The sequence below is a fragment of the Geminocystis sp. NIES-3708 genome, from assembly GCF_001548095.1.
Classification (GTDB): domain Bacteria; phylum Cyanobacteriota; class Cyanobacteriia; order Cyanobacteriales; family Cyanobacteriaceae; genus Geminocystis.
The window spans coordinates 944035-963397 of record NZ_AP014815.1; the positions used below are offsets into that span (position 1 = coordinate 944035).

The 19363-nt window shown below is 31.9% G+C and carries 22 protein-coding genes; 12 read left to right on the plus strand and 10 right to left on the minus strand.

All coding sequences use genetic code 11. The features are described from left to right. The first annotated feature begins 188 nt into the window (after positions 1-188). The gene (locus GM3708_RS04135) at positions 189-437 is read left to right on the plus strand and encodes a hypothetical protein (RefSeq protein WP_071827578.1); all 249 of its coding nucleotides are present in this window, start codon (positions 189-191) and stop codon (positions 435-437) included. A gap of 98 nt (positions 438-535) precedes the next feature. Beyond that, positions 536-856 carry a 2Fe-2S iron-sulfur cluster-binding protein gene (locus GM3708_RS04140; RefSeq protein WP_066344355.1) on the plus strand — a complete coding sequence of 107 codons (321 nt, stop codon included), beginning with the start codon at positions 536-538 and terminating at the stop codon, positions 854-856. Positions 857-913: 57 nt separating this feature from the next. Here GM3708_RS04140 and trmFO read toward each other — a convergent pair whose 3' ends face one another. From trmFO to thiL, 3 genes are all read right to left on the minus strand, one after another. Beyond that, positions 914-2239 (minus strand): FADH(2)-oxidizing methylenetetrahydrofolate--tRNA-(uracil(54)-C(5))-methyltransferase TrmFO, encoded by a 1326-nt coding sequence (trmFO, locus tag GM3708_RS04145; RefSeq protein WP_066344357.1) that lies wholly within the window; start codon positions 2237-2239, stop codon positions 914-916. A gap of 84 nt (positions 2240-2323) precedes the next feature. Next, on the minus strand, positions 2324-2695 hold the full coding sequence (locus GM3708_RS04150) for a PleD family two-component system response regulator (RefSeq protein WP_066344359.1): 372 nt from the start codon (positions 2693-2695) through the stop codon (positions 2324-2326). 69 nt (positions 2696-2764) lie between these two features. Further along, a complete protein-coding gene (gene thiL / locus GM3708_RS04155; protein ID WP_066344361.1) occupies positions 2765-3754 on the minus strand; it encodes a thiamine-phosphate kinase in 990 nt (329 codons plus the stop codon). 144 nt (positions 3755-3898) lie between these two features. Between thiL and GM3708_RS04160 the strand changes: the two genes are divergently transcribed. The 3 genes from GM3708_RS04160 to GM3708_RS04170 all read left to right on the plus strand — a co-directional run bounded on the left by GM3708_RS04160 (position 3899) and on the right by GM3708_RS04170 (position 6153). Beyond that, on the plus strand, positions 3899-4573 hold the full coding sequence (locus GM3708_RS04160) for a 4'-phosphopantetheinyl transferase superfamily protein (protein ID WP_158505847.1): 675 nt from the start codon (positions 3899-3901) through the stop codon (positions 4571-4573). A 34-nt stretch (positions 4574-4607) separates the two neighbouring features. Next, the gene (locus GM3708_RS04165) at positions 4608-4892 is read left to right on the plus strand and encodes a DUF427 domain-containing protein (protein ID WP_066344363.1); all 285 of its coding nucleotides are present in this window, start codon (positions 4608-4610) and stop codon (positions 4890-4892) included. Positions 4893-4977: 85 nt separating this feature from the next. Then, entirely contained in the window at positions 4978-6153 is a 1176-nt protein-coding gene (locus GM3708_RS04170; protein WP_082713992.1) for a DUF58 domain-containing protein, read from the plus strand. Positions 6154-6233: 80 nt separating this feature from the next. Here GM3708_RS04170 and GM3708_RS04175 read toward each other — a convergent pair whose 3' ends face one another. Continuing rightward, positions 6234-7742, minus strand: a complete 1509-nt coding sequence (locus tag GM3708_RS04175; protein ID WP_066344364.1) for a tetratricopeptide repeat protein — start codon at positions 7740-7742, stop codon at positions 6234-6236. A gap of 192 nt (positions 7743-7934) precedes the next feature. On the opposite strand from GM3708_RS04175, the gene trpD reads away from it, so the two are divergent. The 4 genes from trpD to thyX all read left to right on the plus strand — a co-directional run bounded on the left by trpD (position 7935) and on the right by thyX (position 11599). Then, entirely contained in the window at positions 7935-8969 is a 1035-nt protein-coding gene (gene trpD / locus GM3708_RS04180; RefSeq protein WP_066344366.1) for an anthranilate phosphoribosyltransferase, read from the plus strand. Positions 8970-9190: 221 nt separating this feature from the next. Further along, a complete protein-coding gene (ftsZ, locus tag GM3708_RS04185; protein WP_066344369.1) occupies positions 9191-10441 on the plus strand; it encodes a cell division protein FtsZ in 1251 nt (416 codons plus the stop codon). A gap of 74 nt (positions 10442-10515) precedes the next feature. After that, positions 10516-10836 (plus strand): nucleoside triphosphate pyrophosphohydrolase family protein, encoded by a 321-nt coding sequence (locus GM3708_RS04190; RefSeq protein WP_066344370.1) that lies wholly within the window; start codon positions 10516-10518, stop codon positions 10834-10836. Further along, positions 10826-11599: an FAD-dependent thymidylate synthase gene (thyX, locus tag GM3708_RS04195; protein WP_071827580.1), complete on the plus strand. Its 774-nt coding sequence runs from the start codon at positions 10826-10828 to the stop codon at positions 11597-11599. Before GM3708_RS04190 ends, thyX begins: the two co-directional genes overlap by 11 nt. Before the next feature lie 204 nt (positions 11600-11803). Here thyX and GM3708_RS04200 read toward each other — a convergent pair whose 3' ends face one another. The 4 genes from GM3708_RS04200 to GM3708_RS04215 all read right to left on the minus strand — a co-directional run bounded on the left by GM3708_RS04200 (position 11804) and on the right by GM3708_RS04215 (position 15518). Then, positions 11804-12730 (minus strand): heme o synthase, encoded by a 927-nt coding sequence (locus GM3708_RS04200; RefSeq protein ID WP_066344372.1) that lies wholly within the window; start codon positions 12728-12730, stop codon positions 11804-11806. A 153-nt stretch (positions 12731-12883) separates the two neighbouring features. Then, on the minus strand, positions 12884-13813 hold the full coding sequence (locus GM3708_RS04205) for a heme A synthase (RefSeq protein ID WP_066344374.1): 930 nt from the start codon (positions 13811-13813) through the stop codon (positions 12884-12886). Positions 13814-13895: 82 nt separating this feature from the next. Beyond that, positions 13896-14510, minus strand: coding sequence for a DUF3011 domain-containing protein (locus GM3708_RS04210; RefSeq protein ID WP_066344375.1), 615 nt, complete (start codon positions 14508-14510; stop codon positions 13896-13898). A gap of 54 nt (positions 14511-14564) precedes the next feature. Further along, a complete protein-coding gene (locus GM3708_RS04215) occupies positions 14565-15518 on the minus strand; it encodes a TAXI family TRAP transporter solute-binding subunit (RefSeq protein WP_066344376.1) in 954 nt (317 codons plus the stop codon). Positions 15519-15856: 338 nt separating this feature from the next. Here GM3708_RS04215 and GM3708_RS04220 point away from each other — a divergent pair, with 338 nt between their 5' ends. Next, positions 15857-16237 carry a hypothetical protein gene (locus GM3708_RS04220; protein ID WP_066344377.1) on the plus strand — a complete coding sequence of 127 codons (381 nt, stop codon included), beginning with the start codon at positions 15857-15859 and terminating at the stop codon, positions 16235-16237. Between the two features lie 141 nt (positions 16238-16378). After that, complete coding sequence (locus tag GM3708_RS04225) at positions 16379-16981, plus strand: hypothetical protein (protein ID WP_066344379.1); 603 nt, start codon at positions 16379-16381, stop codon at positions 16979-16981. A 12-nt stretch (positions 16982-16993) separates the two neighbouring features. On the opposite strand, the gene GM3708_RS04230 is transcribed toward GM3708_RS04225, so the two are convergent. Next, a complete protein-coding gene (locus GM3708_RS04230) occupies positions 16994-17197 on the minus strand; it encodes a hypothetical protein (RefSeq protein WP_066344380.1) in 204 nt (67 codons plus the stop codon). A gap of 303 nt (positions 17198-17500) precedes the next feature. Further along, on the minus strand, positions 17501-18508 hold the full coding sequence (dusB, locus tag GM3708_RS04235) for a tRNA dihydrouridine synthase DusB (protein WP_066344381.1): 1008 nt from the start codon (positions 18506-18508) through the stop codon (positions 17501-17503). Between the two features lie 116 nt (positions 18509-18624). Between dusB and GM3708_RS04240 the strand changes: the two genes are divergently transcribed. Continuing rightward, positions 18625-19230, plus strand: coding sequence for a hypothetical protein (locus GM3708_RS04240; protein ID WP_066344382.1), 606 nt, complete (start codon positions 18625-18627; stop codon positions 19228-19230). The last annotated feature ends 133 nt before the right edge of the window (positions 19231-19363 follow it).

Consider the following 19363-nt stretch of genomic DNA (forward strand, 5'->3'; position numbering starts at 1 on the left):
ATCTGCTAGATGTTAATGTGACAAATATCATTTATTGATAAATCAAATATTTAATGTTAATTTTTGATAACAATTCTCAGGAATCTATTTAAAATTTTGTATCATGATATACAGAAAACCTTTTATCTTTCATCAAAAAAGAGATTTAAGGTTTTTAAATATTAACTGAATATATGTGAGATAAATCTATGGTAACTCAATTTGCCTCAATGCCCGTTAACCTAGAATCCGAAGTACAAAAATCCATCGTCACTAATTGGAATCCTGTTTGTCATATTACCTATAATCGTGATTCTTGGGTAAAATTATCTCAATCTCCTAATATTTATAGCGAAGAAGAAGCGTTATTATTATGTGAAAAATCTTCAGGTGTATGGGTTAGTTGGGTTCCAGGTTATGGCGAAATTATTTTAGATAAAAGTGAATTTTATTGTTAAAAAATTTTTTTGACGACTTGAGTTTCTACTATTAGTTATTTGATAGACTTCTGAGTATAATGGGAATTTGTGACTAAATATTAAAGAAAAACTTATTTATGACAAATATCTATACAGTAGAAATTATTAACGAAGGTCAAACTTACACCATACAAGTACCTGAAGATCAAAAAATCTTAGATGTTGCCGAACAACAAAATATTGTTTTACCAAACTCTTGTAATGCTGGAGTTTGTACCACTTGTGCGGCTAAAATTATTAGCGGTGAAGTAGAACAAAGTGAAGGTATGGGGTTATCTCTCGAACTACAAAGAGAAGGTTATGCTTTATTGTGTGTTTCTTATCCTCGTTCAAATTTAAAATTAGAAACAGGTAAAGAGGATGAAGTTTATGATCGTCAATTCGGCAAAGCAAGTTAATAATTAATAATCAATAATTAACAATTAACAATTAATGCTCCTAGTTAACGTGTCTCTTTACATACTAATTTCTGAGATCGCCCCAAATGATCTTTGTGCATAGGCTTGATAACGTTCACGTTTATTCCGAATTTTGTCAGGAAAGGAAGGAATTATGCCAAAATTAGGAGGCATTGGCTGAAAATGTTTAGCGTCTGCTGTGCTGATAAACTCGAATAAAGCCCCCATCATAGTTACATTGGGTAAAGTTAAAGGTGATTTATTGTGAGCAATTCTAGCGGCATTTGTACCAGCTAACCAACCTCCAGCGGCCGCCGCAGTATAACCTTCTGTACCGATTATTTGTCCTGCCGCTAACAAGGTGTCTCGATATTTAAACTGTAAAGTATTTTTTAACAATTGAGGTGCATTTAAAAAAGTGTTTTGGTGCATAACTCCCATACGCACAAATTCAGCATTTTCTAACCCCGGAATCAAGCGAAATACCCTTTGTTGTTCTCCCCATCGTAAATTTGTTTGAAATCCTACCATATTCCATAACTGCCCAGCTTTATCTTCTTGGCGCAACTGTACGACAGCATAAGGACGTTTATCTTTATTTTCTTTAAAGTCTCCTAAACGAGCATCAAATAAACCAATGGGTTTTAAAGGACCATATCTCATGGTTTCCTCTCCTCGTTGGGCTAATTCTTCAATAGGTAAACAGGCTTCAAAAAATTTAGCATTCTCTCGCTCAAAATCTTTTAATTCTGCTTGTTGTGCTTGACGTAATTCTTGCCAAAAGTTTAAATATTGCTCTTTATCCATTGGGCAATTCAAATATGCGGCTTCTCCTTTATCGTAACGGGAGGCAAGAAAAGCAATATCTTTGTCTATTGATTCTCCGACTATGATAGGACTTGCTGCATCAAAAAAGTTAAGATAGTCCATCCCTGTCAAATTCTGTAATTCTTGAGCAAGGGGAGCACTTGTTAAAGGACCTGTTGCTAATACTACAATTCCATCTGATGGTATCACCTTGATTTCTTCTCGTTTAAGGCTGATTAAAGGATGATTAGCAAGGGTTTGAGTTAATTCTTCACTAAAAACTCCTCTATCTACTGCTAACGCTCCTCCTGCTGGTACACGATGTTTATCCGCAGTCGTTATAATAATAGAATTTAGACGGCGTAATTCTTCATGTAGCAATCCCGCCGCTCTATCAGTAGCATCAGCACCAAAAGAGTTACTACAAACTAATTCTGCTAATTCTTCGCTATGATGAGCAGGGCTTTTAACTACGGGGCGCATTTCGTAGAAATCAACAGAAATACCAGCTTGAGCTATTTGCCATGCTGCTTCTGTACCAGCTAAACCACCACCTATTACAGTTATGTTTTTCATAAAAAATTAGAAATTAGAGAAAAGAGGGAGACTAGGAGAAAACAATGCTAGAAAACAGGTAGATATTGATGAATTGTTAATAGTTTATACGTTGTGCTTTAATAAATACTTGATAGTTTTAAGTAATTCCATTGTTTTGAAAGGCTTAATAATATAAGCATCAGCCCCTTGTTTTGTCGCCCAATGAATGTCAAAATCTTCTCCTTTAGTTGAGCAAATAATTACGGGTACTTTTTCTGTAGCGGGATTAGTTTTTATCCAACGACACAATTCATAGCCATTCATTTCAGGCATTACTACGTCTGTAATAACAAGATTAAATTGTTCTTCTTCCAAAATTTTTATTGCCTCTACTCCATTTACGGCTTCTTTTACCTGAATATTAAATTGCTTCAGTGCTTCGCAGATCACTTCTCTGGGAGTATGATTATCATCAACAACTAAAATTTTAATCATGATTTGATTAACACTTAAAGATTATAGGGAGTAGATGGATTAATAACTATAGACTATAGATTAGTATAGCTAAAAATGTTGAAAAGTTTTCCTTTGGTTTAATAAAAGTTTGGGATAGACATTTTCATGATCAATTAATTGTATCTCAGATGAGGCATTAATTTCACCTATGATATGACAATTTTTTCCCAGTCTTAGTTGTAAATATTGTGCTACTTTTACATTCATGCATAATACTAACTCAAAGTCTTCTCCCCCGTATAGTAACCAATTCAATGCAGTTTCATCATCCGTTATTTTTTTTATGGCTAAAGGAATAGGGAGTTTTTGACGATTAATTGTCGCACCTACGTTACTCATTTGACAAATTTGTATAATAGCATCGGCTAATCCGTCACTACTATCCATACCCGTAATTTGAGGATAAGGATGAAGATTTTTTAAATGTTTAATCATGTCTAAACGAGGTTGAGGGTATTGATGGGCAAAAATGACTTTTTTTCTAGTTTCATCATCAATATGACTATATTTTTCGGGATAGAGCAAGATTTCTAATCCTGCTTTAGCTAGTCCATGAAACCCTGTTGTTAAGATTACGTCACCGACTTTGGCTGTATGTCGGTAAATGGCTTTATTTTGGCTTACTTCTCCCACGGCTGTAATAGAGATCGTGTTTACTATTGATCTTGTGATGTCACCACCGACAATTTTGATATTATATTTTGCGAGACATTGTTGAATGCCTTGATATAGAGATTCTATCCATGATATTTCTACGTCTTTTCTGAGGGATAAGCCAATGGTGAGGGCGATTGGTGTTGCACCCATAGCGGCAAGATCTGACAAATTAGCAGTAGTGGCACGATAACCGATAGAATGAGGAGGTGTTGTGCTATCGCTAAAGTGAACATTTTCTACTAAAATATCAGTAGTAATAACTAATTTTTTTCCTAGACTAACATCAAGAATTGCACCATCATCTCCTATTTTTTCTTGATCACAATATGGGCGAATTATTGCTAATAATTGATGTTCACCGATGTCTTCTATTTTTACCATAATTAGTAAATTAATTGTTTTTTTTAGGTTTGACTTGAGATTAATTTAGATTAGAGTTCAAGAGTTAAATTATCGTGATTTTCTATTATGTGGAATAAACCACCGCAAAGTTTAATTTTAAATTATAATGAAGTTCATATTTGGATGATTAATACAGAAAATTATCATCAAAAAATTGACAGTTTTTACAAGATTTTATTCGATGATGAGCAAGAAAAGGTTAATACATTTGCTTCAGATTTATTTAAAAAACGTTTTATTATAACAAGAGCGTATTTAAAAATTATTTTAAGTCGATATTTAAAGATAAAACCTGAAAAAATTTATTTAAAATATAATTCAAAAGGGAAACCAGAATTAGATACTCTATTATTTGACATTCAATTTAATCTTTCCCATAAAAATAATTATATTATTTATAGCTTTAGTAAACATACAATAGGCATTGATTTAGAAAAAATTGATCATAAAACAAAAGTAGAAAAAATTGCTGAACGTTTTTTTTGTAAGAATGAATTTGATTATTTAAAACAATTAGATTTGAGAGAAAAGGAAGATTATTTTTTTAAACTATGGACAAAGAAAGAAGCCTATTTAAAAGCCATAGGTGAAGGATTATCTGGCGGATTGGATAGTATTTGTTTTTTCAATAATAAATCTAAACCTAAAATGAATTTAATTCAAGATAATAATATAAATTATAATTGGTATTTTAAAACATGGATTTTAGCTGATGATTACATAATGAGTATTGCTATTAATTCACCAATCAAACCAAAATTTTATTATTACTCAGAACTTGGTATAATCGACAATTAAAAACATTAAAAATTTATTTATTAATTTCAAAATCATGGTAAAAGCAATTTGGAATGGTGTTGTCATCGCTGAAAGTGATAATTGTGAGATGGTAGAAGGAAACTACTATTTTCCTGAGAATTCTATCAAGCAAGAATATTTTAAACCAAGTAATACTCATACCACTTGTTCTTGGAAAGGTGTTGCTAGTTATTATAATATTGTGGTTAATGGACAAGAAAATAAAGATGCAGCATGGTATTATCCTAATCCAAAAGATAAAGCTAACAATATTAAAAATTATATAGCTTTTTGGCGTGGCGTAAAAGTTGAGCCTTAATAATAATTGATGATTAAGAATTAATAGTTGATCATAAATTTATTTTTTAATCTATAAGATTAATTTTCATTCCCTAAACAGTTTTATGAATCGTCAAAAATTTCTTCTTGATAATAATATGTTTTCTTTAACTCATTGGTTAGAAAATCATTGGGCAACTCCTGCTTATAGTGGTTGGGTATTAATTGGTATTGCATTAAGTTTCTTTGGTGCGGCAACAAATACAATGGCAGGATGGCTTTATGCTTTGAGTGGTGTATTATTATCTTTATTAGGTTTAAATTTTGTTATATCTATTCGTACTTTAAAACAAATTCAGATAAAAAGATTACCGATAAAGCCTGTTAGTGTAGGGGATGAATTAACCACAGAATTATTTATTATTAATCCCACAAAACAAGTAAAAAATTTCATTGAAGTTATTGACGAAATTCCTTTAAGATTGTCAGAAAAAATTATTAATAAAATTGAAACTATATCACCAAAAAGTGAATTAAAAATAGTCTCTTACAATCTTGCTAAAAAAAGAGGTATTTATCATTGGCATCATGTGAAAATAAAAACTGCTACACCTTTTGGACTGTTTTATGCGACTCGACAAAGACAAGTAGAAGCCAAAGCAATTATTTATCCTCAAGTTTTGCCCTTACAAACTTGCCCATTAATTGATAATATCGGTACTCAGGAAGCTAGACAAAGACAAAGTAATAAAATATATCAAAATGCGACGGAAGGAATAACAAAAGCAATACGAGAATATCGTTACGGAGATGCCACTAGATTAATACATTGGCGTAGCAGTGCACGTTTTGGTGATTTACAGGTAAGGGAATTAGAGACTATTACTGGGGGAGAAGAGATTATTATTTGTTTAGACAATTCTTGTGAGTGGGAAGAAAAATATTTTGAAGAAGCTGTGATTGTAGCGTCTTCTATGTATTTTTACGCCAGTCGTCAACAGTTAGAAGTAAAATTGTGGACAGCAGATATAGGAATAATTCACGGTAATCAAGTAACTTTAGAAACTCTTGCTGGAATTAATGATGGAGTAACAATGATGAAAGAAATACCTTCTTCTCCTGTCATTTGGTTATCTCAAGATATTAATTCACTCTCGTTATTAACCAATGGTAGTCGTTGGATGATGTTTTCTTCTCAACATAAAAGTCAAGTTAGTGTTAAAGATAATTTTTGTAGAGGAATTTTTTATAGTGAAGAAATACCGTTACAATCTCAACTGCAAAAACCCTTAATGAATTAGGGTGTGATGAAAAAGTTTTTTGATGAGAGTGAGAGATAAGAGTTAAAACAAATACTTAATTTCTGTCTGTTATTACATTGTTAATTTTCAGAATCGTAAAAATAATTTTTTTCAGATTTACCATTTATATCAACGATTAGATTATTTTCATCGCTTAATTCTGATATATCATAATCTTTTGTTACTATATTTATTTCTTTTTTTATCAAGATATTTAAAGCTTTTTGATTATAATTAGCTTGAATAAAATAAGGATTAATTTTTAAGGCAATTCCATAACTATTAATAGATTGTTTATATAATCCTAAATTTGCCTGTAAAATTGCTAAATTATAATAGGCTTTATAATATTGATTATTATGTTTTATAGCTAAACGATAATTTCTAATAGCTTCCTTATAATTTCCTAATTCTTGATAAACTATTCCTAAATTATAATAAGCCTCCACGAAATTTGGCTTGAGCTTTAATGCCTGATTATAGTCTTCAATGGCAGTTTCTTTATCTCCTAATCGATAATAAATACCACCTCTATTATAAAATAATTGATAAAAATTATAATTAATAGTATTTGCCATATTATAGTCATCTAAAGCATTAAATAATTGATGTAATTTTTCATAGGTAAATCCTCTTTTATAATAAGCAAAAAAATTTAAAGGATTAATTGCTATTTCTTTATTATAGTTAACTAATGCTTCTGAATAATTACCTAATTCTTGATAAATATAACCTTTCCAATGATAAGCTAAATCATAATTATTATCTAATTCTATCGCCTGAGAAAAATCTATTAAGGCTGATTGCTTATTATCTTTTTTATATTGACAAATTCCTCTCAATAAATATATTTTAGGGTTAACATTATTTTGTTTAATAGCCTGATCATAAAAAGAGATTGCTTCATCAAAGTTGCCTTTTTTTAAAGATATTTTTGCTAATTTTATGAAAGAATAACCTAGAGATAAAATATCATTTATATAATAACTTAATCCGCTAATATATAACAATTCATCAGAAGATGATATATTAATAGTCTGTTGTTTTTTAAATTTTAGCAAATTTACAATAGTAAACCCAAGAAATATTATGGAGTAAGCTGGAACATTATTATTAAATTTTTCCGAACAAATTGCATAAATAAAAATATTATTAGTTTCTGCTTCTTGGCAAGATAAATTACATTGAATATCTTGATGATTCCCTTGAAAAGTTTTGAGTAAAATTTTAATATAAGGAGCTTTTTTGACTAAAAAATTACTATTAATTAAAGTACTTTCTGAATTTTGAAAATATTTACTATTATCTAACCAAACTAAATTACCAAACCTAGCTAAAAATGCTTCTATTGCCAGTTTACGGTAAAAAATAGCTTCTAAAATTTCTCTCAAAGGATAAGTTAAATCATATTTGTTAGCAATATCTTCTGATTCTAAAATAGATTCAACTTTTATTTTTTCGATTATTTCTTTTTTTATGACAGTAACTTCGCTGTGTAAATAATTTTCTTCACAAATAAGTAATTTTCCCAATGTTAAACGATGACAAAAATCTTGTTGTTGTGCTTTGAGTGGTGCTATCCAGTCCATTATTAATACAACAGTAAACTATTAATTCTATTTTAATCTACGTTTTAAATTCAGATGATTTTATCAATTACCCATATCATAATCATCAAAACAGACAAAATCAAAATTTGTTATGTGACATTAATTTCATAGTTGATTTGAGTTAATGTGAATGATATTATAAGCAAAATAGTCATATTACAATAAATATTAATGAGTACAGATTGGTCAAATTTACTCACACAACTTTTAGATAAACAATCCTTAACTCAAGCACAAGCGGCGGAATTAATGCAAGGATGGTTAAAAGAAGAAATTTCTCCTGTGTTATCAGGAGCAATTCTGACGGCTATTCAAAGTAAAGGTGTTAGTGCTACAGAATTAGCAGGAATGGCTCAAGTATTGCAATCTCAATCTCTCAATTCCGAAAATATCAATCATTCTTATCCTATCATAGATACTTGTGGCACGGGAGGAGATGGCTCATCAACCTTTAATATCTCTACTGCAGTGGCATTTGTGGCGGCCGCTGCAGGAGTAAAAGTAGCGAAACATGGTAATCGTTCAGCTTCTAGTAAAGTTGGTTCTGCTGATGTGTTAGAATATTTAGGGGTCAAGCTAAATGCAGAAGAAAGTCTATATAAACAAGCATTGAATAAAGTTGGAATCACTTTTTTATTCGCTCCTGGATGGCATCCTGCCATGAAAGCCGTCGCACCTTTACGCAAAGAGTTGAAGATTAGGACTATTTTTAATTTATTAGGTCCTTTAGTCAACCCCTTACGCCCTAATGGGCAAGTAATCGGTGTATATGATTCACAGTTTATTAAGCCTGTAGCTCAAGCCTTACAATATCTCTCCCTTCGAAAAGCGATTGTTTTGCATGGTAGAGAAAAACTTGATGAAGCGGGATTAGGAGATATAACAGATTTGGCTTTATTAAGTGATGGAAATATCAGCATTACTACTATTAACCCTCAAGAATTGAATTTTTCTCCTACACCTCTTTCAGCTTTAAAAGGTGGTAATGTCGAAGAAAATGCACAAATTCTCACTAATGTACTTCAAGGGAAAGGAACTAAAGCACAGTCTGAAGTCGTTATATTAAATGCTTCTTTGGCGTTGCAAGTATCGGGTTTAATTCCCATGGGCAAACATACTGAGGGGATTGAAAAATGTAGTCATATTATTTCCAGTGGTGTTGCTTGGGATAAATTGACAGAATTAGTTAATTTTTTTGCTTTATAGAGATTGTCTAAAGTTAATTTATGAAGATTTTATAAAGTAAGTAGTAATTACTTAAATGAAAAGATTAACAAGTTAAGTTATAATTTTGCTCAGTATCGATTCTAAAATATATTTAATTATTTTTCAGAAACTATTATTATTAAAAATTAATTCTGAATTCTATCAGTTAAATTTTAACCCTCCATTTTATAACTTACCAATGGCATGACTACTAACCAACCATGAATGAATCCGATTTAAACTTAGCTGAATATCTCGAATCATCGGCACAAAAACCCGTTAATCGAACTAATCCTGCTATTCGTCAAGGGAAAAAAGTGAGACAAGGAAACGAGTCACAAGAACAAAACATGAATTCTAATATAATTGTACCTAGTAATGTCGCTCAAATAAAAGTTATCGGAGTTGGCGGTGGTGGTTGTAATGCCGTTAATCGCATGATACAAGGTAATGTAGTCGGAGTTGAATTTTGGCAAATAAATACTGATGCCCAAGCCTTAGCCCAATCCATGGCTACCTATTGTTTACAAATTGGACAAAAACTTACCAGAGGATTAGGTGCTGGAGGAAATCCAGCTATTGGGCAAAAAGCCGCCGAGGAATCCAGAGACGAAATTGCCAAAGCCTTAGAAAATACAGATTTAGTTTTTATTACGGCTGGAATGGGAGGTGGTACAGGTACAGGTGCAGCACCAATTGTGGCAGAAATAGCCAAAGAAATGGGTTGTTTAACAGTAGGAGTTGTCACTCGTCCTTTTACATTCGAAGGTCGTCGTCGTACTACTCAAGCTGATGATGGAATTTTAGCGTTAGAAAGTAAGGTTGATACTTTAATTGTGATTCCCAATAATAAGTTATTATCTGTAATTCCCGCAGAAACTCCCTTACAAGAATCTTTTCGAATGGCTGATGATACCCTTAGACAAGGGGTGCAAGGAATATCTGATATTATCACAATTCCGGGGCTGGTAAACGTCGATTTTGCGGACGTTAGAGCCGTCATGGCTGATGCTGGTTCGGCTTTAATGGGTATTGGTATTGGCTCTGGAAAATCCCGTGCGAAAGAAGGAGCAGTGGCGGCAATTTCTTCTCCGTTACTAGAGTCTTCCATTCAAGGAGCTACTGGAGTAGTTTTAAATATTACAGGAGGACATGATTTAACTTTACACGAAGTTAACACGGCGGCTGAAACCATCTATGAAATTGTTGATCCCAATGCTAATATTATTTTTGGGGCTGTCATTGATGAGAAAATGCAAGGAGAAGTAAGAATAACTGTCATTGCCACGGGCTTTTCAGGAGAAACAAGAATTAATCCCACGGTGAAAACTGTCATTATACCCAAGCAAGATACTTTAGTAAATCCTAGTAATACCGAAGGGGTAAATAATCCTAACTCAGATTCTAGCAATGTTGCACAGGGTTTAGATATTCCTGAATTTTTACAACGTCGTCGTTTTCCTCGTCGATAAATAGGGGTGGAGGAGAAGAGGAGACTAATTTTTCTTAATTCCTAATTTTTCATTATCAATTATTAACTATTTTTATGGACGTTCAAGAATATCAATTATTAACTAGAAAAACGGCTATTTATTCTCAAAATACTTTCTTGGAATACCTTACTTTAGGTTTAGCATCTGAAGCTGGAGAAGTCAGTGGTGTTGTCAAAAAGTACATCAGAAAAGACTATGATTTAGAAGTAGCTAAAGATAAACTCATTAAAGAATTAGGTGATGTAATCTGGTATTGGGCAAGATTATGTGATGAGTTAGGTTTAAATCCTGAAGAAGTCATGGAAAAAAATATCAATAAATTGCTTAATAGACAAGTTAATAATACGTTAAAAGGAGATGGAGATGACCGATAATGTATCTCTTTTAGATCCTAAATTTGCGGTACAAGTTTTAAGTAAAACAGAAAGACCTAATTTGCTTTGTTATTTGGCAATGCATCAAGACTACAGTGAAGATTTTGTAGGTAATGAATTTGAAAAATTATCCGCTTATTCAGAACAAGAATTAGGAGAAAGAATTGTTCGTAATTGTGTTAATAAGAATCATTGGGGAATCTTGGAACATCCTTCTATTTCCTTTAATGTTATCAATTTTCCTCATTCTGTAATGGTTCAAGCTAGAACTCATCGAGTAGGAATAACTTTTGATTGTCAGTCTCAAAGATATACAAGTCAAAGAATTTTGAGGTTAGCAAATCAGTTAAATGAATCCTCGGAAAATCATAATCAATTAATTGAAGAAGTGTTTTATTTTCGGGGAGTAGGTAACTATTTTGATCGTGAAGGAAATAAATATTTTTATTCAGATTCTGCGAGGAATAATGACATTTTATTTACTAAAAAAGCCATTGAACATTATGCTGATAAAGTAAATTGTAAAGGCTACTCACCTGAACACGCTAGAGATATTTTAACTCAAAATATTCGACAACATTTTGTCGTTAGTTTTAACGCTCGAAGTTTATTGCATTTTTGCGATTTACGTTTACCAAAAGACGCTCAACCTGAGATTAGAAATTTAGGTGTTTTATTGTTAAATCATTTTGAAGAATGGATGCCTGAAGTTGCTGCTTTTTATGTAAAGAAAAGATTAGGTAAAAATTTATTAGCACCCTAGTTTATTCGTAAACTACAACCTCAGTTCGATAGAAGAAAAATGATGAAGAGGAGACGGGTGGACAAGTGGACAGGAAGAAAAATTCTCAATATTTGTACATTTGTGGGATAATTTTATTCATTCATAAGAAATACAATCTCTCTATCTACCTGTCAGCCTGTCTTCCAAATCAGTTTTCACCAATAATTTTATATTGAATTCAGGTTAATTCGGAATTAATTGATGAAAATTTGGTAATGTATCAATGACTATTCCTGTGCATAAAAGCATCATATAAAGAATAGAATATTTAAACATGGATTTTGCCGTATCTTTATCTTCAGGTTGTTGTAATAATTGCCATGCTTTGACGATAAAACTGATACCCAACATCGTGGCAAAACCGAGATACACTAAGCCTAAACTGTGTAATGGATAAATTAAAATAAAACTAAAAGCAACGGTGATGAGAGTATAAACCCAAATTTGTTTGACGGTATGGGATGCACCTTCAATAACGGGTAACATAGGCACACCTACTTCAGCATAATCATCAGAAATCATCAGGGCTAATGCCCAAAAATGAGGAGGAGTCCATAAAAATATTAGCATAAAAATTGCCCACGCACTCCAACTTAAGTCTCCTGTAACGGCTGCCCAACCTACTAGAGGAGGAATTGCACCTGCGGCACCGCCAATAACGATATTTTGTGTTGTATGACGTTTCAACCAGTGGGTATAAATGAGCATATAGAAAATGATACCTGAGATTGCAAGTAAAGCAGAAAGCATATTTACCCAAATGGCAAGTAAGGAAAAAGATAAAATACCTAAAATAGCACCAAAAATAATAGCATGGTTAGATTGCACTTTACCAGAAGGAATCGGACGTTTTCTGGTTCTTTTCATGTCATAATCAATATCTTGATCATAAACGCAGTTAAAGGTTTGAGCTGAAGCGGCGGCTAATGTACCTCCTAAAAGGGTGATAATGAGTAAAAATGGATCAATATTACCTTCAGAAGCTATAAACATAGAGGCGGCGGTGGTAATTAATAGTAAGGGAATAATGCGGGGTTTTGTTAGTTGATAGTAACTTTGGACTACTTGCCCAAAATTTTCGTTGCGAGGTGAAATACTAGATCCAATCATGGTAATTGTTAAATAAGATGATGATATTGTGATACCTAAAGGTATCTAAAATAATAAGGATTAAACAGTTAGCTTTATTACTGATTCATCTTTCTGATAAAAAATTAGGATCAATTTAAGCACTATTACCTATTACCTACTGTCAATGTTAGCTCACAATTCTGGAACGGAACTTCTTTGATCATCTTTTTTCGCAAAAACACTGAAAGCAATTAAGATACCAAATAATCCCGCTCCCATCGTATGATGAGCAATGGTAAGAGGTTCGACTTGTAAATGAAGGTAAAAAGTAGCTATACCCAGTAATATTTGACTAACTAAAATTAAAGCGATATATTTAGTTAATTTTCTTAGTTCTAGGCTTAAAGCAGGAGTTCGCCATGCTAGAATTATTAGGGCCATAGTGGCTATAGTGGCAGGAAAGATTCCGATAATATGGCTATTCATGACGATACATAACTGATTCTCCCCAAAACACTGATGTAATGCCCATTGAGAGGCGACTAAACCTCCTAATAAACATTGAAGATAAACTAATACTGTGGCTATGATACTCACTACTTTTAATTTACCTACTGTAGCATTGCCCTGATAGGGTTTTAAGTTACTGGCGATCGCAACAAGAGTCCCGAAAAATAGTAAAGCTGTACCTAAATGAGCGGTAACAATATCAAAACGGAGTAATTGAGTAACGGTTAAACCTCCTAAAACTCCTTGAAAAATGATTAAACTAAGGGCAAAAGTTGAACTTAAGGGCAACCATTGAGGTAATTTTGCTTTATACCACCAAGATAAAATCACTAAAACAATGGTGCTTAAACCGATTAATGCCGCATCGAGACGATGAAACCACTCTAAAAATACTTGTAAATTCATTTGCTGAGTGGGTATAACCTGACCGTAACACAAAGGCCAATCAGGACAAGCTAATCCAGCATTCATAACCCTTGTCGCCGCACCAATTGCCATTAGGGCTAAAGTAGCAAAAGCAATTTTCCACACTAGCCAACGAATCCATTTTAGCGGTTGAGAAGAAGTAATATTATCCTGAGCATAAGAAGAATAAAAAATTGATTCTGTCATATCAAAAAATGCTATTGAAGTTATCATTGTTTTGATCTTAACTCAGGTTTTAGTTACTTATACTCATTTTTTTCATCTATTGTTATCTTTGAATTTCAAATAATCCTCGACAACCTGCGTCAACCCAAATACCGTTACTATCATAACCCCATGTATCGTTTTCCCAACATCCAGAGTTACTTAATTGACGCTTTAAAAAAACTCGATCACGACGACTAATATTTGTATTACAACGAGTAAAATTACCTCTATCAGAGCCACAAGTTATAGTATCATTAAAAGAATTATTATTGTTACTATTGTTATTTTTATTATTAGAACCAGATGCTAGTACTGCGGCGATCGCACCTACGGCTAAAACACCACCAATAATAGCCGCAGTATTATCTCCTCCACTATTATTATTAATATTATTATTGTTACCTCCTCGATCTCTGACGGAAAATTCAGCACTACAACCTTGATCTACCCAAATACCATTTCTATCATAACCCCAAGTACTTCCTTGACGACATTCTGCGTTGCTAATTTGACGAATAAATGTGACTCCTCCTCTAGTATTAGTTTCACAAAAACGATAACGCCCATTTTGAGATTGACAAGTAATTCTTTGTTGTTGTGCAGAAACGGGATTGCCTTGGGAAAAGAAACCAAAGCTAATAGCACTAATTAAAGCTAATTTATGTAAATTTTTCATGATTAATATTCTCTATTGAAGTTGTTAGGTTTTTGTGTAAGGAAAAAGACAAGATTAAGGCTTAACACATTTAGACATTCTAGTTAAGTCTTGAGGTTGTAATGTTTTTAAATCAACTTTTTGCCACATGGGATTGCCATTTTTTTGTAACCATAATAAATTATTTTTAATTAAAGAAGCCACAGGAGTTACTTGGCTACAGTCATCATTTTCTACGGTAAACAAGAAAGATTGCACAGCTAAGGTTTCTACAGGTTCTGTTTGCCAACTATAAGTATTTGCTGGTAAAGTAACTTTAGAGTATAATTTGGTGTAAAACTCATCTTCAGAAGTTGTGGGCAAACTTAAAGGTAAAACATGAAAGTTATCTTCAGGTACAATTTGTTGTTGCAACACTTTAGCAGGACTTCCCACCACATAAAATAAAGCATCAATTTTATCGTTACGCAGAGCATCAATTCCTTTTTTTATATCATAGGTAACTAATTCTTTTGGGTTAATTCCTAATTGATATAATAAAGTGGAAGCAGTCATACTTGTACCGCTACCTTCATCCCCAATGGAAACTATTTTTCCTGATAAGTCTTGAATAGATTTAATCTCTTTACTCGCAATGACGTAGATTTGTTCTTGATAAAGAGGTAATACGATTCTCATACTTTCAGCTTTAACTTTAGTTACTTCATCATAGTTAGCAAAAATATTGAGAAAAGCTAACACATCTCCTTGAATTATACCCAGTGGTATGCTTTCGTACATGAAAACATCATGAAGATTTTGTAATCCTCCTCTGGTGGGTATCACGTCAATATCTAAATTGTTTCGTCTTGCCAGTTTTTCGATGTCTTTGGCGATAGAATAATATTCCCCAACTTCATTCCCCGTTACTAACTTAATTTCTAAGGGTGATGGTTGTGCAAACACAGAAATTGGAAACAAGGTAAAGGGTATTGTTACTATTCCTAATAGTCCACTGATTATATAAGGTAATGATTTTTTCTTGTTCAAAATTTTACTGAATAATTTTAAGGTTTACTTTTAAAATATCAGTTTAATCTAATATTCCTATTTAGAATCAATTAATTTACAAAATATCTCTTAATTTTTGATATGGATAAAAAATTAGAAGAGGAATAATATGTATAGTAGTCTTAAATGATTTGTGTTAAAATCAATCTCAAAAATTTGGAAGCAAGTAGTTTAAATTCTTTGTTATATAACTATTACATAATTTATTATTACTTTTAAATATTTGACAAATAATTTAGAATCGCTATAAATATCTAACTTTTTTTAGTTAAAATTACCCTGAAAACTCATCTATCAAATTATCACATAAAATTATTATGAAATCTTTAACGTTATCAACAAAAAAGGTCTGTTTCTTTGTTAGTTCTAGTATTATTCTTTTAAGTAGTAATGGATTTATTTCACCTCTAAAAGCTGAAACTTTAACGATGAAATCAATGCCAATGATAATGGCAAAAATTCCTGTAACTCAGATGACAAAGAAAAATAATGATACAATTATCGTGAAAATTAAAGATGCTGAATTTGTCTTTAACGGAACACTTAAAAGAACTTCAGGTAATATGTTTATGGGAGAAGATAAACAAGTCCGAGTTATGTATGACAAAAGTACAAGTCATGTGGTAATTATTAATAAAAAAACAGGTACAGAATTTTATAACTATATTTTTTCCATAGCGGATGAAGGCAAACTATAGTAAAAAATTGAGAGGTGAATAATATTTAATCTCTCTTTTTAAGCAAAAAATTTATCTTTAATAGCTCATTTTTTTAGATAAAAAGTCAGGAAAAACTCAAAAATTTAATAAAAATATTTTAATTAAATCAATTTAAAAAACATGAAAATCAAAAACTTTTTATTACCCTTAATAACTATTATTACCACGGTTTCTTTTTCTAGTATCGCTCAGGCAGATACTATCAATTCTCGGTGTGATATATACCCTAAAGGTGAAGATAAGGCTTCTGGCGTAGTCAATTGTACTTTTTCTCAACGTCAAGGTTTTATTACTATTCAACGGGAAGATGGCATTACTTATGAATTAACACCTAAGGAAACTAATCAATATACTGATCAAAATAGTAATTCTGTCATTCGAGAAATTGACGGAAATACTATTATTTTTCGTTTCAAAAATGAATCCGTTTACATTTATCAGGGTGAAACAGCACCATCTTCATCCTATTCTAAAGGAAAAACTCCTGAAAATCTTTACAGTACAACACCTCCTACATTAGAAGATTTAGTTGGTGCTAGGGCTGGACAAGCTGAAGGAGAATTGATCAAACGAGGTTATACTTATCGCAATACCGTAACTTTTGATGGTGGTAAAAGTGCCTACTATATTGAAGATAAAACAGGCTATTGTGTCGAAGTCGGTACGGTGGAAGGACGTTATAGTAGTATTATCTATAATGCTAGTGATAAATGCTCTAAATAGGTGTTTTTTAACCTAGTAAATGATCATTAATTCAAATCTAAAATAGAGCGATCGCATCACTAAATAATCTGAAAAATCTTCATTTTCTAAAATTATTTTAGCTCTAAAATATCCTTGATCTAAGACTATTTTTTCTTTAATAATTTCTAAATTATCAACAATTTTACTTCTTTTTAACCTTAATTTAATCTGGTTAATATATTCTTGTGCAATCATTATTAGAGTTGAGATTTCAGTAAATTTAATCACTCTTGTAATGAGTACCACATTTGATAAAAAGCACTCTATTCAATAAAGTCTATTTCATCTCCTAGCTTTTCAGTCTTACTCAAATTAAGTATTTTATTTTGAGTTATCATTAATTTTTTTAGGGATTGAAATTTATTTACTATAAAATATTTTAGATTTTAAGTTATTAATTATCTGATTATTCTTTTAAATAAACTTATTTATACATTAACCTATTTCAAACATTTACACGACAATGATTTTGAATTGAATTTTAATATTTTGTCTATATCAATCAAGTTTTAATTGTGCATTATTAATCAAATCTAAACCTTCCTCAACGCTATTAATACGAGAACATTGATCCCGTAATTCTGATGCACCACTAAAACCCTTACAATACCATGATAAATGTTTACGAGCTTGAAATATGCCTTTTTGTCCTTTATATTCCCACAAGCCAATTAAATGTTCTTTAGCACATTCTAAACGTTGCTTGATGGTAGGTAAAACAGGATTTTTATTATTTTTGAGGTAAAAGTCGATTTGTCCCACTAAAAACGGATAACCCAACGTCCCACGAGAACACATCACGCCGTCAGCGTTAGTAATTGTGAGACAACGAAGGGCATCTTCCACAGAAAAAATATCACCATTGGCAATGACGGGAATTGTCAATTTTTCTTTTACTTGGGCGATGATATCCCATCTCGCCGTGCCCGTATAACCTTGCTCACGAGTCCGTCCATGTACAGTTATCATACTTGCTCCAGCTTCTTCCATTCTTTGACCAAATTCGATAACATTGATTTCGTCATCATTCCAACCAAGGCGAGTTTTCACCGTAACAGGTACATTTACTGCCTGTTTTACCTCTTTGACAATGGCTTGTGCAATTTCTGGTTGACGTAATAAACCTGAGCCACCTCCTTTTTTGGTAATCTTATTAACTGGGCATCCCATATTTATATCAATGGTTTTTGCTCCTTCAGTGACTGCTTTTTCGGCGGCTTGTGCCATAAAATCAGGGCGGCAGTCGAAAAGTTGAATGCTAATGGGTTGCTCATCAGCATCAATTTCCATTAATTTAGGTAATTGTTTAAGATGGTTTATTTCTGTGGCGTTTACCATTTCAGTATATGTCATCGATTCTGGAGCATAACGTCTAACTAAACGACGAAAAACTAAATCTGTAACTCCTGACAATGGTGATTGCAATACTCGACTATAAACAATTACATTTCCAATTTTTAAGGGTGTAGAAAATTTTTGTTGCAAACTAGCAGATAAACGGATCATGATTCAAAAAAAAGATCTATGATCTATTGTTAATGTTTAAATTATTCTAATTTTATCATCTCAAAACTCATTTTTATTAAAACTGTTTAGAACTATCTAAGGTGGAGAATATAATTATGTCAAAAAACAATTTAATAAATCAACCCATAGGGAAAATTTTAGAAGAAGCTGGATTAATTAATAGTGGACAAATCCATGTTGCATTGGTAGAACAAAGTATTTATAGTCATTTAAAACTAGGAGAAATCCTAGCACTTCACGGTTGGATTGATCAACAAACTGCAGATTTTTTTGGTCATAAAATCAAAGAATTAATAGTTAATGATCACAAAAAACAAATCGGTAATTATTTTTTTGAAGCGGGTTTACTAAAAGAAAATGATATTAAGGCTATTCTTGATGAACAAAAAAAACTAGGGGTAAAATTCGGCTCTTTAGCGGTTTTAAGAGGATGTATAACCCAAGATACCTTAAAATTTTTCTTAAAATATTTTGCGTCTGATGCTAAAAATACAAATGATATACAATATCGCGATAAAACGACAATGAATTTAAAAAGAACAATAGCATCAGAAAATTCCGCAAAAATTACCCATCCCACGAATTCTCAAAAACAAACTGTTAATAACAATAATGATTTAACTATTTACGAAAGAATTACTATCAATAGCTATGAAGAGTTGGAAGCTGAAGGTTTAGAAGATATTATCTGGAAAGGTTAATTAGTAGTTTTTCAATATAGTTGTGATGCAATAAGCGACAATTCTGAAAGTACTGTGGGCATTGCCCACTCTACAGTACAGGTGATGTTTAAACAGAATCAGAATAGTTGATCTGCGTCATGTCTAAAATATT

What these genes read in the sequence shown, in the direction of transcription:
- trpD (WP_066344366.1), top strand. Translation starts at nt 7,935, where the DNA reads ATGAGTACAGATTGGTCAAATTTACTCACACAACTTTTAGATAAACAA.
- GM3708_RS04150 (WP_066344359.1), bottom strand. Translation starts at nt 2,695, where the DNA reads ATGATTAAAATTTTAGTTGTTGATGATAATCATACTCCCAGAGAAGTG.
- GM3708_RS04220 (WP_066344377.1), top strand. Translation starts at nt 15,857, where the DNA reads ATGAAATCTTTAACGTTATCAACAAAAAAGGTCTGTTTCTTTGTTAGT.
- GM3708_RS04210 (WP_066344375.1), bottom strand. Translation starts at nt 14,510, where the DNA reads ATGAAAAATTTACATAAATTAGCTTTAATTAGTGCTATTAGCTTTGGT.
- GM3708_RS04170 (WP_082713992.1), top strand. Translation starts at nt 4,978, where the DNA reads ATGAATCGTCAAAAATTTCTTCTTGATAATAATATGTTTTCTTTAACT.
- ftsZ (WP_066344369.1), top strand. Translation starts at nt 9,191, where the DNA reads ATGAATGAATCCGATTTAAACTTAGCTGAATATCTCGAATCATCGGCA.
- thiL (WP_066344361.1), bottom strand. Translation starts at nt 3,754, where the DNA reads ATGGTAAAAATAGAAGACATCGGTGAACATCAATTATTAGCAATAATT.
- GM3708_RS04165 (WP_066344363.1), top strand. Translation starts at nt 4,608, where the DNA reads ATGGTAAAAGCAATTTGGAATGGTGTTGTCATCGCTGAAAGTGATAAT.
- dusB (WP_066344381.1), bottom strand. Translation starts at nt 18,508, where the DNA reads ATGATCCGTTTATCTGCTAGTTTGCAACAAAAATTTTCTACACCCTTA.
- GM3708_RS04240 (WP_066344382.1), top strand. Translation starts at nt 18,625, where the DNA reads ATGTCAAAAAACAATTTAATAAATCAACCCATAGGGAAAATTTTAGAA.
- GM3708_RS04190 (WP_066344370.1), top strand. Translation starts at nt 10,516, where the DNA reads ATGGACGTTCAAGAATATCAATTATTAACTAGAAAAACGGCTATTTAT.
- GM3708_RS04205 (WP_066344374.1), bottom strand. Translation starts at nt 13,813, where the DNA reads ATGACAGAATCAATTTTTTATTCTTCTTATGCTCAGGATAATATTACT.
- GM3708_RS04175 (WP_066344364.1), bottom strand. Translation starts at nt 7,742, where the DNA reads ATGGACTGGATAGCACCACTCAAAGCACAACAACAAGATTTTTGTCAT.
- GM3708_RS04140 (WP_066344355.1), top strand. Translation starts at nt 536, where the DNA reads ATGACAAATATCTATACAGTAGAAATTATTAACGAAGGTCAAACTTAC.
- GM3708_RS04230 (WP_066344380.1), bottom strand. Translation starts at nt 17,197, where the DNA reads ATGATTGCACAAGAATATATTAACCAGATTAAATTAAGGTTAAAAAGA.
- thyX (WP_071827580.1), top strand. Translation starts at nt 10,826, where the DNA reads ATGACCGATAATGTATCTCTTTTAGATCCTAAATTTGCGGTACAAGTT.
- GM3708_RS04135 (WP_071827578.1), top strand. Translation starts at nt 189, where the DNA reads ATGGTAACTCAATTTGCCTCAATGCCCGTTAACCTAGAATCCGAAGTA.
- GM3708_RS04225 (WP_066344379.1), top strand. Translation starts at nt 16,379, where the DNA reads ATGAAAATCAAAAACTTTTTATTACCCTTAATAACTATTATTACCACG.
- GM3708_RS04160 (WP_158505847.1), top strand. Translation starts at nt 3,899, where the DNA reads ATGATTAATACAGAAAATTATCATCAAAAAATTGACAGTTTTTACAAG.
- trmFO (WP_066344357.1), bottom strand. Translation starts at nt 2,239, where the DNA reads ATGAAAAACATAACTGTAATAGGTGGTGGTTTAGCTGGTACAGAAGCA.
- GM3708_RS04200 (WP_066344372.1), bottom strand. Translation starts at nt 12,730, where the DNA reads ATGATTGGATCTAGTATTTCACCTCGCAACGAAAATTTTGGGCAAGTA.